12 protein-coding genes are annotated in these 16,654 nt (G+C 71.8%); 3 read left to right on the top strand and 9 right to left on the bottom strand.

Going from position 1 to position 16,654, the window contains the following annotated elements; genetic code table 11:
- The first annotated feature begins 168 nt into the window (after positions 1 to 168).
- A complete protein-coding gene (locus tag HCJ93_RS22585) occupies positions 169 to 1,194 on the top strand; it encodes an ATP-dependent 6-phosphofructokinase (protein WP_167997613.1) in 1,026 nt (341 codons plus the stop codon).
- Between the two features lie 193 nt (positions 1,195 to 1,387).
- Here HCJ93_RS22585 and HCJ93_RS22580 read toward each other — a convergent pair whose 3' ends face one another.
- The 6 genes from HCJ93_RS22580 to HCJ93_RS22555 all read right to left on the bottom strand — a co-directional run bounded on the left by HCJ93_RS22580 (position 1,388) and on the right by HCJ93_RS22555 (position 7,920).
- Positions 1,388 to 2,101 carry an XRE family transcriptional regulator gene (locus tag HCJ93_RS22580; protein WP_167997612.1) on the bottom strand — a complete coding sequence of 238 codons (714 nt, stop codon included), beginning with the start codon at positions 2,099 to 2,101 and terminating at the stop codon, positions 1,388 to 1,390.
- A gap of 119 nt (positions 2,102 to 2,220) precedes the next feature.
- Complete coding sequence (locus HCJ93_RS22575; RefSeq protein WP_309141482.1) at positions 2,221 to 3,081, bottom strand: carbohydrate ABC transporter permease; 861 nt, start codon at positions 3,079 to 3,081, stop codon at positions 2,221 to 2,223.
- A 6-nt stretch (positions 3,082 to 3,087) separates the two neighbouring features.
- Positions 3,088 to 4,032, bottom strand: coding sequence for a carbohydrate ABC transporter permease (locus tag HCJ93_RS22570; RefSeq protein ID WP_167997611.1), 945 nt, complete (start codon positions 4,030 to 4,032; stop codon positions 3,088 to 3,090).
- 15 nt (positions 4,033 to 4,047) lie between these two features.
- Complete coding sequence (locus tag HCJ93_RS22565) at positions 4,048 to 5,424, bottom strand: extracellular solute-binding protein (protein WP_167997610.1); 1,377 nt, start codon at positions 5,422 to 5,424, stop codon at positions 4,048 to 4,050.
- A 157-nt stretch (positions 5,425 to 5,581) separates the two neighbouring features.
- A complete protein-coding gene (locus tag HCJ93_RS22560) occupies positions 5,582 to 6,265 on the bottom strand; it encodes a response regulator (RefSeq protein WP_167997609.1) in 684 nt (227 codons plus the stop codon).
- On the bottom strand, positions 6,262 to 7,920 hold the full coding sequence (locus HCJ93_RS22555) for a sensor histidine kinase (protein WP_167997608.1): 1,659 nt from the start codon (positions 7,918 to 7,920) through the stop codon (positions 6,262 to 6,264). Before HCJ93_RS22555 ends, HCJ93_RS22560 begins: the two co-directional genes overlap by 4 nt.
- A 159-nt stretch (positions 7,921 to 8,079) precedes the next feature.
- Here HCJ93_RS22555 and HCJ93_RS22550 point away from each other — a divergent pair, with 159 nt between their 5' ends.
- Positions 8,080 to 9,474, top strand: a complete 1,395-nt coding sequence (locus HCJ93_RS22550) for a cation:dicarboxylate symporter family transporter (RefSeq protein WP_167997607.1) — start codon at positions 8,080 to 8,082, stop codon at positions 9,472 to 9,474.
- A 311-nt stretch (positions 9,475 to 9,785) separates the two neighbouring features.
- The gene (locus HCJ93_RS22545) at positions 9,786 to 12,014 is read left to right on the top strand and encodes a HelD family protein (RefSeq protein ID WP_206317821.1); all 2,229 of its coding nucleotides are present in this window, start codon (positions 9,786 to 9,788) and stop codon (positions 12,012 to 12,014) included.
- A 59-nt stretch (positions 12,015 to 12,073) separates the two neighbouring features.
- Here the strand turns inward: HCJ93_RS22545 and glgB are convergent, their stop codons facing one another.
- The 3 genes from glgB to HCJ93_RS22530 form a co-directional block, all read right to left on the bottom strand.
- Positions 12,074 to 14,272: a 1,4-alpha-glucan branching enzyme gene (glgB, locus tag HCJ93_RS22540; protein ID WP_206317820.1), complete on the bottom strand. Its 2,199-nt coding sequence runs from the start codon at positions 14,270 to 14,272 to the stop codon at positions 12,074 to 12,076.
- A gap of 393 nt (positions 14,273 to 14,665) precedes the next feature.
- Positions 14,666 to 16,078, bottom strand: a complete 1,413-nt coding sequence (locus HCJ93_RS22535; RefSeq protein ID WP_167997606.1) for a maltokinase N-terminal cap-like domain-containing protein — start codon at positions 16,076 to 16,078, stop codon at positions 14,666 to 14,668.
- Positions 16,079 to 16,212: 134 nt separating this feature from the next.
- On the bottom strand, positions 16,213 to 16,654 hold a 442-nt coding region (locus HCJ93_RS22530; RefSeq protein ID WP_206317817.1), incomplete at its 5' end, for an alpha-glucosidase C-terminal domain-containing protein.

Here is a 16,654-nt window from a genome sequence, read left to right as displayed (position 1 = left end):
TCATACCGGCGTCTGCAAGATCACCCGCGAAGGTGAGCAGAACCCTCTTGACAATACCTCTGGCGCTGGCTAGGGCGCCCACCCGTCCGGCGTCGGCGCCGCCCCGGGGGACGTGAAAGAATCGGACATGGCTCACCGGTATCGACAGCGACCAGGAGACACAGCACGATGCGCATCGGAGTTCTCACCGCAGGCGGCGACTGCCCCGGCCTGAACGCCGTGATCCGGTCGGTCGTGCACCGCGCGGTCGACAACTACGGGGACGAGGTCATCGGCTTCGAGGACGGCTACTCCGGCCTGCTCGACGGCCGCTACCGGCCCCTGGACCTCAACGCGGTCAGCGGAATCCTGGCCCGCGGCGGCACCATCCTCGGCTCCTCCCGGCTCGAGCGGGACCGGCTGCGCGAGGCCTGCGCGAACGCCTCCGACATGATCCGCGACTTCGGCATCGACGCGCTCATCCCGATCGGCGGCGAGGGCACGCTCACCGCGGCCCGCATGCTCTCCGACGCCGGCCTGCCCGTGGTCGGCGTGCCCAAGACCATCGACAACGACATCTCCTCCACCGACCGCACCTTCGGCTTCGACACCGCCGTCGGCGTCGCCACCGAGGCGATGGACCGGCTGAAGACCACCGCCGAGTCCCACCAGCGGGTGATGGTCGTCGAGGTCATGGGCCGGCACGCCGGCTGGATCGCCCTGGAGTCCGGCATGGCCGCCGGTGCCCACGGCATCTGCCTGCCCGAGCGCCCCTTCGACCCCGCCGACCTGGTCAAGATGGTCGAGGCCCGCTTCGCCCGCGGCAAGAAGTTCGCCGTCATCTGCGTCGCCGAGGGCGCGCACCCGGCGGAGGGCACCATGGACTACGGCAAGGGCGAGATCGATCAGTTCGGTCACGAGCGCTTCCGGGGCATCGGCACCGCCCTCGCCCACGAGCTGGAGCGGCGCCTGGGCAAGGAGGCCAAGCCGGTCATCCTCGGCCATGTGCAGCGCGGCGGCGTGCCGACCGCGTACGACAGGGTGCTCGCGACCCGCTTCGGCTGGCACGCGGTGGAGGCCGCGCACCGGGGCGAGTTCGGCAAGATGACCGCGCTGCGCGGCACGGACATCGTGATGGTCCCGCTGGCGGAGGCGGTCACCGAGCTGAAGACGGTGCCGAAGGACCGCATGGACGAGGCCGAGTCGGTCTTCTAGCCCGCCGTCCGGCCGGTACCGGTCCGCCGTCCGGCCTGCGCGGGGTGCCGTCTCCCGGTCCGTGCCGGCCGCCTGGTCGCCCGCCGGCCGGCCCCTGCCGGGAGCCGGAGCCCCGTGTCGCGAGGTGCCTACGGGCGCCGGAGCCCCAGTCGCGAGGTGCCTAGCGGGAGCCGGAGCCCCCGTCGCGAGGTGCCTAGCGGGAGCCGGAGTACTCCTCCACCGCCGCCCAGAAGTGGTCGACGACGCGTTCCAGGAACTGCCGGCCCTCGTCCCCCGCGTCACCGCTGCCGCCGCCCCAGCTGAGGGTGGCGGCCATGTGGCCCTGGTAGTCCTGGTGCAGCCGCTGCAGCGCCCGTTCCAGCACCCGCCGGTCCAGCGGGGCCAGTCTGCCGACCGGCCGGACGTAGCCCTGCCAGCGCGTGGTCGCGGCACTGCGCAGCAGCTCCGCCAGCCGGTCCTCGCGCCCGGTGACCGTGATCAGGTCGGCCAGGGTCAGCGCGAGCAGTTCGGCCAGCACGGCGGTCTGCCGGTCGGAGCCGCGCCACTGGCCGGTCTCCTCCATCCGCAGATACGCGTGGAGTTCGTGCCCCACCGTGCGGGCGACGTCCTCGGCCGCCAGGCCGCGCGCGATGCGGTGCTCGCGCAAGGTGCCCGGGCGGCCGATGAGTTCACCGGGGGAGCACCACAACACCCCGGCCAGCGCGGTGAGTTCGGGACCGGAGGGGGCGGCGGTGCCGCGTTCCCAGGCGACCACCAGGTGGGGTGTCACATGGGGCAGACCGTAGGAGGCGCGCAGGGTGTGCGCCACCTGGTCCGGGCCCATGCCGAGGGCGGCCCGCAGCCGGCGGGCGGCGTGTGCGTTGAACGGAGGGGGCGAGGGGTCGTTCGGGGGAGTGGCTCGGTGCACGGCCGACAAGCTAGGGAATCCGCCGCGCGGATGACTACGGTCGGTTCGGCCAACGTTACGGATTGTAGGAAGCTACTGCTACCGACGGTCACCCTCGCCGGTCCGGAACCCGCCCCGGGTCATCCCTTCACCGCGCCGCCCAGCGCGAAACCTCCTCCGAGACGTCGTGCGATCAGCACATACAGCAGGATCACCGGCGTCGAGTAGACGATCGAGAACGCCGCCAGCTGCCCGTAGGCGACCATGCCGCGGTTGCCGAAGAAGTCGTTGATGCTCACCGAGGCAGGCATCAGATCCGGACTCAGCAGCAGCATGAAGGGCACGAAGAAGTTGCCCCACATCATCACGAACGAGAACACGGTCACCACCGCCACACCGGGCCCCATCAGCGGCAGCACGATCCGCACCAGCGACTGCAGCGTGGACGCCCCGTCCGTCCAGGCCGCCTCCTCCAGCTCCCTGGGCACGCCGTCCATGAAGTTCTTCATCAGCCAGATCGCGAACGGCAGCTGGGAGGCGGCGAAGAAGAAGATCGTCCCCTGCCGGGTGTCGATCAGGTCGACCTGCACGAACAGCGCGTACACCGGGACCATGATCGCGGTGATCGGCAGGCTGGTCGCGAAGAGGATGGTCAGCAGGAACGGCCGGTTCAGGCGGGAACGGAACCGGGAGAGCGGATACGCCGCGAGCGCCGCGCACACCACGGTCAGCGCGGTCGCGCCGCCGCACAGGAGGAGGCTGTTCAGCAGCGGCGTGAAGGTGATCTCGTCGGTCAGGACCGCGTCGAAGTGCTCCAGGGTGAGCCCGTCCGGCGCCTTCACCCGCAGGCCGGCGTGCGGATCGAGCGCGGACAGCACCACCCAGGCCAGCGGCAGCACGAAGGCGAGGGCCACCACCAGCAGCCCCGCGTCGGCGGCGAGCCGGCGTGCGGCGCGGCGGGAGGCGAGCGGGCGGGCGCGGTGGGGGAGGGGCAGGGGCACGGCGGATCAGACCTCCGTCCGCAGCAGACGCATGTAGACGGCCGAGAACAGCGCGCCGACCAGCAGAAGCAGCAGGGCCACGGCCGTGCCGTACCCGATCAGGCTGTTCTGGAAGGCCTGTTCGTACATGAACAGCGGCAGCGTCTGGCTCCTCCCGCCGGGACCGCCCCGGGTCATCACCCAGATCAGCCCGAACACCGACAGGGTCTGCAGGGTGTTGAGCATCAGGGTGGTGCCGATGGAGCGGCGGATCATCGGCAGCGTGATGTGCCACATCCGGCGCCAGCCGCCGGCGCCGTCCACCTCGGCGGCCTCGGTGATCTCCCGTGGGATCTCGTCGAGGGCGGCCGAGTAGACCAGCATCGAGAAGGCGGTGCCGCGCCAGACGTTGGCGAACGACACGGCGAGGATCGGCAGCGTGAACAGCCAGTTCTGGGTGGGCAGATGAAGCCAGTCCAGGACGGCGTTGAGCGTGCCCTCCCGCCGGAAGAAGGCGTAGAGCAGAAAGCCCGCCACCACCTCCGGCAGCACCCAGGCGGTGACAACGATGCCACCGGTCAGGGTGCGCACGGGTCTCGACGCCCGCTGCATCAGTGCGGCCAGCGCCAGCCCCAGCGTGTTCTGCCCGACCAGCGCCGACACCACGGTGAACACCAGCGTCAGCCAGACGGCGTCGAGGAACTCGTCGTCGGCGAACGCCCGCCGGAAGTTCTCCAGACCGATGAAGGACTCCTCGGCCTGACCGGTGAGCTGCAGGTCGGTGAAGGCGATGAACACGCAGTACGCGATCGGGCCCGCCAGGAACAGCAGCAGCAGGACGAGCGCGGGGGCCAGCGGCAGGAAGCGGGGCAGCAGACGGTGCAGCCCGCCGCGGCGGGCGGAGGCGGGCGCGGGCGGGCCCGGAGGGACCTTGGCGAGTTCCGGGCCCGTGTGCGGTGCGGCGGCGGTCATGGGCTCGTTCCGTCGCTACTTCTCGATGACCTGGTTGCCGGTGGCGTCCTTCAGGGCCTCGTCGTAGCCGCGGGCGGCCTCCCGGACCGACAGGTCACCCGTGGTCACGCCCTCCATCGCCTCCTGGATGGCGGTGGACACCTTCGGATACGCCGGATAGGCGGGCCGGTAATGGGTGCTCGACACCAGGTCGGTGAAGAACTTGATGCCGGGCTGCGCCCTGACGTACTCGGGGTCGCCCGCCACGTCCTTGCGCACCGCGATGCCGGAGTTGGCGATGTACCACTTCTGGGCGTTGGCCCTGGTCTGCATCGTCTTGATGAACTCGAAGGCCAGGTCGGGGTTGGCGGCCTTGGCAGGGATGGACCAGGCCCAGCCGCCGGACATGCTCACCTTGCCGGGGGCCTGCCCGTTCTGGGTCGGCATCGCGGCGAGCCCCAGCTCCTCGGACCACTCGGGCCACTCGTGCCCGCTGCCCTCCAGCCAGTCCTGCGGCAGCCAGGAGCCGTCGAGCGCGATGCCGAGCTTGCCCTGCGGCAGCCATTCGCCGCGCACCCGGGTGCCGACGTTCGGGTCGAGCGCGTCGGAGACCTCAGGGCCCAGCTTCTCCTTGTAGACCGTCTCGACGAAGGCGAGGGAGTCCTCGAAGCCCTTCCCGGCGGTGATCCACTTCTTGCTGTTCTTGTCGTACAGCGGGTCCGAGGTGCCGTCGCCCGTGCCGTAGAGCAGCATCTCGAAGGTCTGCATGGTGGCGGCCTCGCCGACCGGCTTGCCGGTGTAGACGTTCAGCGGGATGACGTCCGGCACCTTCTTCTTGATGGTGCGGGCGGCGTCCAGGACGTCCTCCCAGGTCTTCGGCTGCCACGTCCCGGGCAGGCCCGCCCGGGCGAAGATGTCCTTGCTGTACCACAGGCCGCGGGTGTCGGTGCCGTCCGGGACGCCGTAGATCCTGCCGTCCTCACCGCGGGTGGCGGCCTTGGCGGTGCCGATGAACTGGTCCCAGTCCTTCCACTTCTTCAGATACGCGTCCAGCGGCTTCAAGTACCCGCTGGTGATGTCGGAGTTGATGAGGAAGGTGTCCTCGTAGACCAGGTCGGGCGCGGTCTTGGGGGAGCGCAGCATCTGCTGCAGCTTGGTGTAGTACTCCGCGTCCGGGGCCTTGATGGGGACCAGTTCGACCTTCTTGCCGGGGTTCTCCTTCTCGAACTGCTCCTTGATGCCGGCGATGTAGGTGTCCATCACCTTGATGTTGTTGTCCGTGGACTGCTTGAAGGAGACCCTCAGCGTGTCCGGGTCGCTGCCGGAGCCGCCGCCGCAGGCGGTGAGGGTCGCTGCGGCGGCCAGAGCGAGGGCGATGACGTGGGGGAGGGCGGCGGTGGGGCGCACGGGCATGACCTCCTGGGCGCACTTCGTCGTGGCGCGTGGACGGCTGCCCGGCGAACGTAAGTTGAGTGGTCTAGTCAGGTCAATGAGCGTGCGGCGAATCGGCCGGGGCGCAGGACGCGGGCGGGCTGCTCCGACGCCCCGCGCCTGATACCGGCGGCCCGGTCTACTTCCCCCGCACCCAGCGGTAGATCAGTTCGGGGCGGCCCACCTGGCCGTACTGGGGACTGCGGTGGGCCCGGCCCGTGTCGACCAGGTGCTCCAGGTAGCGGCGGGCGGTGATACGGGAGATGCCCACCGCCTCGGCGACTTTGGTGGCGGTGAGGCCCTCCTCGGCGCCGCGCAGCGCGCCCGTCACCCGTTCCAGGGTCGGGCCGCTCAGTCCCTTCGGCAGGGCGGCCGGGCCCGGCGCCCGCAGCACGGCGAGCGCCCGGTCCACCTCGTCCTGCCCGCTCGCCTCGCCGACCGCGGCATGGAACTCGGCGTAGCGGACCAACCGGTCGCGCAGGGTGGCGAAGGTGAACGGCTTCAGCACGTACTGGACCACCCCGAGGGACACCCCCTCCCGCACCACCGCGAGATCGCGGGCCGAGGTCACCGCGATGACGTCGGCGTGATGCCCGGCGGCGCGCAGCGAGCGGGCCAGCTGCAGACCGTGCACATCGGGCAGGTGCAGGTCGAGCAGGAGCAGGTCGACGGGGGTGCGTTCCAGCATCCGGCGGGCCTCGCCGCCGGTGTGCGCCTTGCCCACGGCGACGAACCCCGGCACCCGCCCCACGTACATCACATGCGCGTCGGCGGCGACCGGGTCGTCCTCGACGACCAGGACTCTGATGGGCTGCCCGGTCACGACTCGCCCCCCTGGACCGCGGCCGGACGGGCCGGGCCCGCCGGTGCCGGCGGAGCCGGCGTCAGCGGCAGCCGCGCCTCGAAGCACGCCCCGCCCTCCGGCCCCGGGCTCACCGCCAGCGTGCCCGAGTGCCGGTTCACCGCCTGGCGGACCAGGGCGAGCCCCAGGCCGCGGCCGCCGGGGCCGGAGGGCTTGGTGGTGAAGCCCCGCTCGAACACCGCCTCCGCGTGCTCCGGGCGCACGCCCGGCCCGGTGTCGCAGACCCGCAGCACCAGCTCCTCGCCCCGCTCGGTGAGCGCCGTCACCGTCACCCGGGGCCCGACGCCGCCCTGCGCCGCGTCCACCGCGTTGTCGATCAGGTTGCCCAGGATGGTGACCAGGTCGCGCGGCGGGAGCGAGTCCGGCAGCAGCCCGTCGTCCAGGCGGCTGTCCTCCGACACCACCAGCTCCACGCCCCGCTCATGGGCCTGCGCCGTCTTGCCCAGCAGCAGCGCCGCGAGCACCGGCTCGCTCACCGCCGCCACCACCTGGTCGGTGAGCGCCTGCGCCAGCTCCAGCTCGGCGGTCGCGAACCGCACCGCCTCCTCGGCCCGCCCCAGCTCGATCAGCGACACCACGGTGTGCAGCCGGTTCGCCGCCTCGTGCGCCTGGGAGCGCAGCGCCTGGGTGAAGCCCCGCTCGGAGTCCAGCTCGCCCATCAGCGACTGCAGCTCGGTGACGTCGCGCAGGGTGACCACCGTGCCGCGCCGCTCCCCGCCAGACACGGGTGAGGTGTTCACCACGAGCACCCGCTCCGCCGTGAGGTGCACCTCGTCCACCCGGGGCTCGGAGGCCAGCAGCGCACCCGTCAGCGGGGCCGGCAGACCCAGGTCCGCCACCGATCTGCCCACCACGTCCACCTCCGGCGCCACGCCGAGCAGCTCCCGGCCGCCGTCGTTGATCAGCGCCACCCGGTACTGCCCGTCCAGCATCAGCAGCCCCTCGCGCACGGCGTGGAGCGCCGCCTGATGGTAGTCGTGCATCCGGCTGAGCTCGGTGGCGTTCATGCCATGGGTGTGCCGGCGCAGCCGCGCGTTGATCACATACGTGCCGACGGCACCGAGAGCGAGGGCGCCGGCCGCGACCGCGAGCAGTGCCGTGAGCTGCTCCTCCACCCGCTGGCTGATCTCCTCCACCCGGATGCCCGCACTGACCAGGCCCACGATCCTGCCGCCGTCCCGTACGGGGGTCACCGCGCGGACGGACGGGCCGAGCGTGCCGGTGTAGGTCTCGGTGAAGGTGCGGCCCTGCAGGGCCGGGGCCATGTGGCCGATGAAGGGGCGCCCTATCTGGTCCGGGTCCGGGTGGGTCCAGCGGACGCCCCTGGGATCCATGATCGTGACGAAGTCGACATCGGTGTGCCGCACCACCGCCAGCGCATAGGGCTGCAGTCCGGCCGAGGGGTCGGGGCCGCGGATGGCCTCGCGCACCGACGGCGAGTCGGCCACCGAGCGGGCCACCGCCGTGGCCTGCCGGCCCGCCGCGTCCTCGGCCTGGCCGCGGTGGCTGACGTAGGCGAACAGCGCGTACCCGGCCACCACGACCGCGATCAGCACGGCCTGCACGGCGAACAGCTGGCCCGCGAGGCTGCGGGGCCGGGGGACGGGGATGCGCATGCCGCCAGTCTGCACGGGCACCGCCCGGTGAACTAAATGAACGGAAGGGTGACCGCACTCACAGGGCACGCCATAGTCACGGCATTCCCCTATTCCCCGATTCCCCGGACGTGAGCCGCACGCCGGTGTTCGCCGACGAAGACGTCAAGGAGGGCAGCCGTGGCCGCCAGCACCCCGAGAACGGCCCCCGCAGCCAGACGGGACCGCACGCATTACCTCTACATCGCGGTGATCATCGCGGTCGCACTCGGTATCGCGGTCGGGCTGATCGCACCGGACTTCGCGGTCGAGCTGAAGCCGATCGGCACCGGGTTCGTGAACCTCATCAAGATGATGATCTCGCCGATCATCTTCTGCACCATCGTGCTGGGCATCGGCTCGGTGCGGAAGGCCGCCAAGGTCGGCGCCGTCGGCGGCATCGCGCTGGTCTACTTCCTGGTGATGTCGCTGGTCGCGCTGGCCATCGGCCTGATCGTGGGCAACGTCCTGGAGCCCGGCGCCGGGCTGGCCGTCACCGAGGCGGTGAAGGAGACCGGGCACGCCCAGGTCGACGCGGAGGCCAAGGACACCACCGAGTTCCTGCTCGGCATCATCCCGACCACCATCGTCTCCGCCTTCACCCAGGGCGAGGTGCTGCAGACCCTGCTGGTCGCCCTGCTCTGCGGCTTCGCCCTGCAGGCCATGGGCAAGGCGGGGCAGCCGGTCCTGCGCGGGATCGAGCACATCCAGCGGCTGGTCTTCCGGGTCCTCGCCATGATCATGTGGGCGGCCCCGGTCGGCGCCTTCGGCGCCATGGCCGCGGTCACCGGCTCGGCGGGCCTGGACGCGCTGAAGAGCCTCGCGGTGCTGATGCTCGGCTTCTACGTCACCTGTGTGCTGTTCATCTTCCTGGTGCTCGGCGCGCTGCTGCGGATCGTCTCGGGCCTGAACATCTTCACCCTGTTCAAGTACCTGGGCCGGGAGTTCCTGCTGATCCTGTCCACCTCCTCCTCGGAGTCGGCGCTGCCGCGGCTGATCGCGAAGATGGAGCACCTGGGCGTCAGCAAGCCGGTGGTCGGCATCACCGTTCCGACCGGTTACTCCTTCAACCTCGACGGCACCATGATCTACATGACCATGGCCTCGCTCTTCATCGCCGACGCCATGGGCACGCCGATGTCGGTCGGCGAGCAGATCCCGCTGCTGCTGTTCCTGCTGGTCGCCTCCAAGGGCGCGGCGGGCGTCACCGGCGCCGGCCTGGCGACGCTGGCCGGCGGTCTGCAGTCGCACAAGCCGGCCCTGGTGGACGGCATCGGCCTGATCGTCGGCATCGACCGCTTCATGAGCGAGGCCCGCGCCCTGACCAACTTCGCCGGCAACGCGGTCGCCGCGGTGCTGGTGGGCACCTGGACCAAGGAGATCGACAAGGAGCGCGTCGGCGAGGTCCTGGCCGGCCGGCTGCCCTTCGACGAGAGGACTCTCCTGGACGACCACGGCTCCGGCACGGCCGCGGATGCGGACGGTGCCGATCTGCCGGAGTCCGGCGGCGGTGAGAAGGAGCTGGCGAAGGCCTGACCCGGCCCTCGCCGGCATCCTCCCCGCACCGCGGCACGCGGACACGGCCCGGGCCTGAACCCGGGCCGTGTCCGCTCGTCGGGCCGCGGACGGGCCTCGTCGCCCGGAGGGGCGAGGGGCGGGCCGCACCGGGCGGAGCGTCGAGCCGCCCCGAGACAAAGGAAAACCCCCGGCAATTGCGCTCGGGGGTTTTCCTTGCGTATATTCATTGATTCGCGACTTCTTCATCAAGAAGTCGCGGAGAAGTTCAGTGAGCACAGTATATCCGGGCGGGAGCGGAATTGTCAAACACCGAATTTCCGGACGATGAATTGCGGCGCGAACAGGAATTCATCGACGGGCTGTACGCACGCGTGGACGCCCTCAGGGGCGTCACCGAGGACTCCCTCACCGACGCGCTCGCCCAGGGCCACACGCCGATGCAGGCCCGGCTGGAGCGGGACATCCAGGTCGCCGAGCGCTCCGGGCTGCTCGCCGCGCTCAACGCGGTGGACGGCTCGCTGTGCTTCGGCCGGATCGACCTGACCTCCGGAGAGTCCCACCACATCGGCCGGATCGGCCTGCGCGCCGACGACGCCGACCGCACCCCCATCCTGATCGACTGGCGCGCCGAGGTCGCCCGCCCCTTCTACCTGGCCACCGGCCACACCCCGATGGGGCTCAGGCGCCGCCGGCACATCTCCACCGAGGGCCGCCGGGTCACCGCCCTGCACGACGAGATCCTCGACCTCGGCGACGAGACCCGCACCGGGCACGAGGACCCCAGCGGCGACGCCGTGCTGCTCGCCGCGCTCAATTCCGCGCGCACCGGCCGCATGGCCGACATCGTGCGCACCATCCAGGCCGACCAGGACCGCATCATCCGCGCCCCGCACCGCGGCGTCCTGGTCGTCGAGGGCGGCCCCGGCACCGGCAAGACCGCCGTCGCCCTGCACCGCGCCGCCTACCTCCTCTACGAGCACCGCGAGCTGCTGGCCCGCCGCGCCGTGCTGATCGTCGGCCCCAATCCGGCGTTCCTCGGCTACATCGGCGAGGTGCTGCCCAGCCTGGGCGAGACCGGGGTGCTGCTGTCGACCGTCGGCGAGCTCTTCCCCGGGGTGAAGGCCACCCGCACCGACACGCCCAGGGCGGCGGCCGTCAAGGGCCGGGCCGACATGGCCGACGTGCTCGCCGAGGTGGTCCGCAGCCGGCAGGCGCTGCCCGACCCGGTCATCACCATCGAGCACGACCGCACCATCCTGATGCTCGACGACGGCCTGGTGAACGTCGCCCGGGAACGCACCCGCGCCACCAAGCTGCCGCACAACGCGGCCCGCGAGCACTTCGAGGGCCACATCCTCAACACCCTCACCGACCTGTACGCGGAACGCATCGGCACCGACCCGTTCGACGGGTCCAACCTGCTCGACGCGAGCGACATCACCCAGATCCGCGACGAGCTCGCCGAGAACCCCGAGGTGTGGGCCGCCATCGACCGGCTCTGGCCCCGGCTCACCCCCCAGCAGCTGGTCGCCGGCTTCCTCGCCGAACCCGACGCGTTCCTGTCCCCCGAGGACGCCGACGCCGTCCGCCGCCCGGTCACCCGGCACTGGACCGTCTCCGACGTGCCGCTGCTCGACGAGGCCGCGGAGCTGCTCGGCGAGGACGACCGCCTGGAGCGCGAGCGGGCGGAGCAGGAGCGGCTGCGGCAGATCGCCTACGCGCAAGGCGTGCTCGACGTCTCCTACGCGTCCCGGACCTACGAGTTCGAGGACAAGGAGGAGGACGACCCCGAGGCCTCCGAGGTGCTCTCCGCACACGACATCATCGACGCGGAGCGCTTCGCGGAACGGCACGAGGAGGCGGACCACCGCAGCGCCGCGGAGCGCGCCGCCGCCGACCGGACCTGGGCGTTCGGGCACATCATCGTGGACGAGGCGCAGGAGCTGTCGCCGATGGCCTGGCGGATGCTGATGCGGCGCATCCCGACCCGGTCGATGACGCTGGTCGGCGATCCGGCGCAGACCTCGGAGGCCGGCGGGGTCGGCTCCTGGGAGGACATCCTGGCGCCCTACGTCGAGGACCGCTGGGAGCACACCCGGCTCGCCGTCAACTACCGCACCCCTGCCGAGATCATGGAGGTCGCCGCGGCCGTGGTCCGCGCGGAGAACCCCTCCTTCGAGCCGCCCAGCTCGGTGCGCAGCACCGGTGAGAAGCCCTGGATCCGGGCGGTGGACGACCTGCCCGGCGCGGTCGCCGATGCGGTGCGCGAGCTGACCCCGGAGGAGGGCAGGCTGGCCGTCATCGCCCCGCGCGACCTGCACCGCACGATCGCCGCCCGCACGGACGCCCTCACCGCCGGCGCCGAGCCCGATCTCACCCAGCCGGTCGTCCTGCTCGACCCGAAGCAGGCCAAGGGCCTGGAGTTCGACTCCGTCCTGGTCGTCGAGCCCGCCCGCTACGGCACCAGCGACCTCTACGTCTCCCTGACCCGCGCCACCCAGCGCCTCGGCATCCTGCACACCGAGCCCCTCCCGAAGGGCCTGGTCGACGTGGCCTGACCGAGCCGACCGGACGGGCCGGGCAGCAGGCACCGGCTGCCCCCGTCCGGGCCGGCCGGTCAGGCCGGGCGCAGCCAGATCGTCGCGAGCGGGGGCAGGGTGAGACGGAGGCTGGCGGGAAGGCCGTGCCAGCCCTGGGCGTCCGGTTTGAGAGGGTCGGGGTTGGTGACGCCGCTGCCGCCGTAGCGGGTGGTGTCGGTGTTGAGGGTCTCGTGCCAGGCGGGGACGTCGTCGGGGACGCCGATGCGGTAGTCGTCGCGGACCACGGGGGCGAAGTGACAGACCGCGAGCAGCGGGGTGCCGTCCTCGTCGTAGCGCAGGAAGGCCAGCACATTGTCCTCGGCGGCGTCGCCGGTCACCCAGCGGAAGCCGGACGGCTCGGTGTCGCACTGCCACAGCGCCGGGGTGCCCCGGTAGACGGTGTTGAGGTCGCGGACCAGTTCGCGCACGCCGCGGTGGTCGGCCTCGGCACCGTAGTTCGGGTCCAGCAGCCACCAGTCCGGGCCGTGCACCTCCGACCACTCCGAGCCCTGGGCGAACTCCTGGCCCATGAACAGCAGTTGCTTGCCGGGGTGGGCCCACATGAAGCCGAGGTAGGCGCGGAGGTTGGCGCGCTGCTGCCACCAGTCGCCGGGCATCTTCGACACCAGGGACTTCTTGCCGTGCACCACCTCGTCGTGCGAGATCGGCAGCACATAGTTCTCGCTGTAGGCGTACACCATCGAGAAGGTCATCTCGTGGTGGTGGTAGCGGCGGTGGATCGGGTCGTGGCTCATGTACTGCAGCGAGTCGTGCATCCAGCCCATGTTCCACTTGAAGCCGAAGCCGAGCCCGCCGAAACCGCTGGGCCCCTTGTGATGGGTGGCCCGGGTGACGCCGTCCCAGGCCGTGGACTCCTCCGCGATCGTCACGACCCCGGGCACCTTGCGGTAGACGGTCGCGTTCATCTCCTGCAGGAACGCCACCGCGTCCAGGTTCTCCCGCCCGCCGTGCTCGTTCGGCGTCCACTGCCCCGGCTCGCGCGAGTAGTCGAGGTAGAGCATCGAGGCGACCGCGTCCACCCGCAGTCCGTCGATGTGGAACTCCTCGCACCAGTACAGGGCGTTGGCCACCAGGAAGTTGCGCACCTCGCGACGCCCGAAGTCGAACTCCAGCGTGCCCCAGTCGGGGTGCGCGGCCCGCAGCGGATCCTCGTGCTCGTACAGCGGCCGCCCGTCGAACTCGGCCAGGGCCCATTCGTCGCGCGGGAAGTGCGCCGGCACCCAGTCCATGATCACACCGATGCCGGCCCGGTGCAGCGCGTCCACCAGGTACTTGAAGTCGTCGGGTGTGCCGAGCCGTGCGGTGGGCGCGTAGAAGCCGGTGACCTGATAGCCCCAGGAGCCGCCGAAGGGGTGCTCGGCGACCGGCATCAGCTCCACGTGCGTGAAGCCCAGGTCCTTGACATAGGCGGGGAGCTGCTCGGCGAGCTGACGGTAGGTGAGACCGGGGCGCCAGGAGGGGAGGTGCACCTCGTAGACGGACAGGGGCGCCCGGTGTGCGGGCACCTCGGCGCGGCGCTCCATCCACTCCTGGTCGTTCCACACGTGGTGCGAGGAGGTCACCACCGAGGAGGTGGCCGGGGGGACCTCGGTGCGGCGGGCCAGCGGATCGGCGCGCAGGGTGCGCGAGCCGTCGGGCCGGGTGATCTCGAACTTGTACAGCTCGCCCTCGCCGATGCCCGGCAGGAACAGCTCCCACACCCCGGTCGAGCCCAGGGAGCGCATCGGGCAGGCGGTGCCGTCCCAGAAGTTGAAGGAGCCGGCCACCCGCACCCCGAGCGCGTTCGGCGCCCACACCGAGAAGCGGGTGCCGGTCACGCCCTGGTGGGTCATGGGGTGCGCGCCGAGCACCGTCCACAGCTGCTCGTGGCGGCCCTCGCCGATCAGGTGCAGATCCAGTTCACCGAGCGTGGGCAGGAACCGGTACGCGTCCTCGATCTCCAGCTCCGCCTCCTCGTACCGCACCCGCAACCGGTACGCGGGCACCTCGCGCAGCGGCAGCATCCCGGAGAAGAAGCCGTCCCCGTCGTCGTGCAGCTCGACACTGACACCGCCGGAGAGCAGGGTCACGCCCAGCGCGTACGGCTTGAACACCCGGAACACCACCCCGCCGGGCACCGGATGCGCCCCGAGCACGGAGTGCGGCGCGTGATGCGTGCCGTTCACCAGCCGCTCCCGGTCCGCGGCCCCGACCGCCGGGGACACGGCCAGCTCCATCTCGGGCGGGGTGACCTGCCCGGACGCGGCCGCCGCAGAGGACACCGACGAGGCGGGCGACGACGAGGGTGACGCGGCCGCGCTCGCCGCCGGGTCCCCGGCCGCGGCCTTCTTCGCGACGGCCTTCCGGGCCGGCTGCTGCGCCGACCTGGTGGCCGCCGCCTTCTTCTCGGCCACCGTCCTGGGGGTGGCCTTCCTGGCCGTCCCCGACTGCGCCGCGGCCTTCTTCGCGACCGCCTTCTTCGCGTGGGCCTTCTTCGCCACGGACTGCTCGGCGGTCGTCTGCTGCGCGGCGGCCGGCGCCGGGCCTTCTGCCGCGGGTGCCGGCTCGGGCGTCTCGTGGGACTCGGGGCGGGGGATCACGGGCGAAGCCTCCTGGGCGAGCGCGGGAGATCAGGTCAGGTCGGACGCGGTGAGCCGGTGCACCGCGGCCAGGGGTACGGCGAGCCACTCGGGACGGTGGCGGGCCTCGTAGACGACCTCGTAGACGGCCTTGTCGGTCTCGTATGCGCGCAGCAGCACCGGGTCGGTCCGAGGGTCGCGCCCGGAGGCCTCCCCGTACCCGGAGCAGTACGCCGCCCGGCAGCGCTCGGCCCACTCCGGCTGCGGCGGGTCCACCGAGCGGGCCGCGTAGTCGAAGGAGCGCAGCATGCCCGCCACGTCCCGCACCACCGGCTGCGGCATGCGCCGCTCGCTCAGCGGGCGGGCCGGTTCGCCCTCGAAGTCGATCAGCGACCAGTCGCCGTCCGGGGAGCGCAGGCACTGCCCGAGGTGCAGGTCGCCGTGCACCCGCTGCGCGGTCCAGGTGCGTCCCTCAGCGGCCAGCTCGTCGAGGGCCGAGTACGCCGAGCGCAGCCCGTCCGCGTACGGGCGCAGCGCCGGCACCGCCTGGACGGCGGCCTCGAGACGCTCCCGCATGCCCTCGACCATCGCGTGCAGCTGGGTGTGACCCAGGGTGACGGTCGGCAGGGCGCGGGCCAGTGCGGTGTGCACCTCGGCGGTGGCCCGCCCCAGCGCCCGCGCCTCGGCGACGAAGTCCTCGCCCTTGGCCAGCTCCCGCAGGGCCAGCTCCCAGCCGTCCGCGGCGCCCTGCACGAAGGGCTGGAGCACGGCCAGCACATACGGTTCCGCCGTCGGCCCGGGCGGGTCGTCGGGGTCCGCGACCAGCCAGGCCGTGGGCGGGGGCACCCGGGTGCAGCCCTCGCGGGCCAGCGCCAGCGGCAGCTCCAGGTCCGGGTTGATCCCGGGCACGATCCGGCGCAGCAGTTTCAGAATGAACGTATCGCCGTAGACGACCGACGAGTTGGACTGCTCGGCGGTCACCAGGCGGGGCACCAGGCCGCCGCGTATCTCCTGGTGCGGGTCCCGCTCGAAACGAAGCCCGCCGATCCTGGCCTGGGTGCGCAGTGCCTCCAGGAGCAGTTCGGCGGGCCGGGTGTCGTGCAGGGCCTCGTAGACCGTCCGGCCGGCCAGGGGCCCCGCATCGACATGACCGATCAGCGCGGGCGCCAGCCGGGGCGGCAGCGCCTCGCGCACGCCTATGAGCAGCTGGTAGCAGTCGCCGGGGGACTCGGCGCCGCCGTGCCCCGGCAGCAGCGGCTGGTGGGCGCGCACCAGCAGGTGGTACAGCCCCAGCTTCGCGGTGGCGGGCAGCAGCTCGGTCGCCTGGACCAGGGTGAACCCGGTGACCGGGCGGCCCTTGCCGGCGAACCACCGCTGCCGCGGCAGCCACTCCCGCAGCAGTGGTTCCAGAGACGCAAGCAGGCCGGGCGGGGTCGTGACGGTGCGGGTGGCGGCTTCCGACATGGCGTCGCGTCCTTTCCCCTGGTGCGGCGGGCTCCCGAGGGGCGCCGCCGGTGGGCGGGGTGTTACTGATGCGTGCCCCGGGCGGAGCGGAGGAAACGCCCCGCCGCGGGGTGCGGGCCCGTCTGCGACGGGCGCTACGCGGCGTCCTTGCGGAGCCGGAACCAGTAGAAGCCGTGACCGCCGAGGGTCAGCAGATACGGCAGCTCCCCGATCGCCGGGAAGCGGACACCGCCGAACAGCTCCACCGGATGCCGGCCCTCGAAGGCGCTCAGATCCAGCTCGGTCGGCTGCGCGAACCGCGAGAAGTTGTTCACGCAGAGCACCAGGTCGTCCTCGTACTCGCGCAGGAAGGCGAGGACCGCCGGGTTGGACGAGGGCAGCTCGGTGTAGGTGCCGAGCCCGAACGCCACGTTCTGCTTGCGGATCTCGATCATCCGGCGGGTCCAGTGCAGCAGCGAGGACGGCGAGGCCATGGACGCCTCGACATTGGTGACCTGGTAGCCGTAGACCGGGTCCATGATCGTCGGCAGGAACAGCCGCCCCGGATCACAGGAGGAGAAGCCCGCGTTGCGGTCC

This window comes from Streptomyces composti (assembly GCF_012034205.1).
GTDB lineage: Bacteria > Actinomycetota > Actinomycetes > Streptomycetales > Streptomycetaceae > Streptomyces > Streptomyces composti.
Note: the sequence above shows the minus strand (reverse complement) of the source record. Positions and strands in the feature narration are given on the sequence as shown.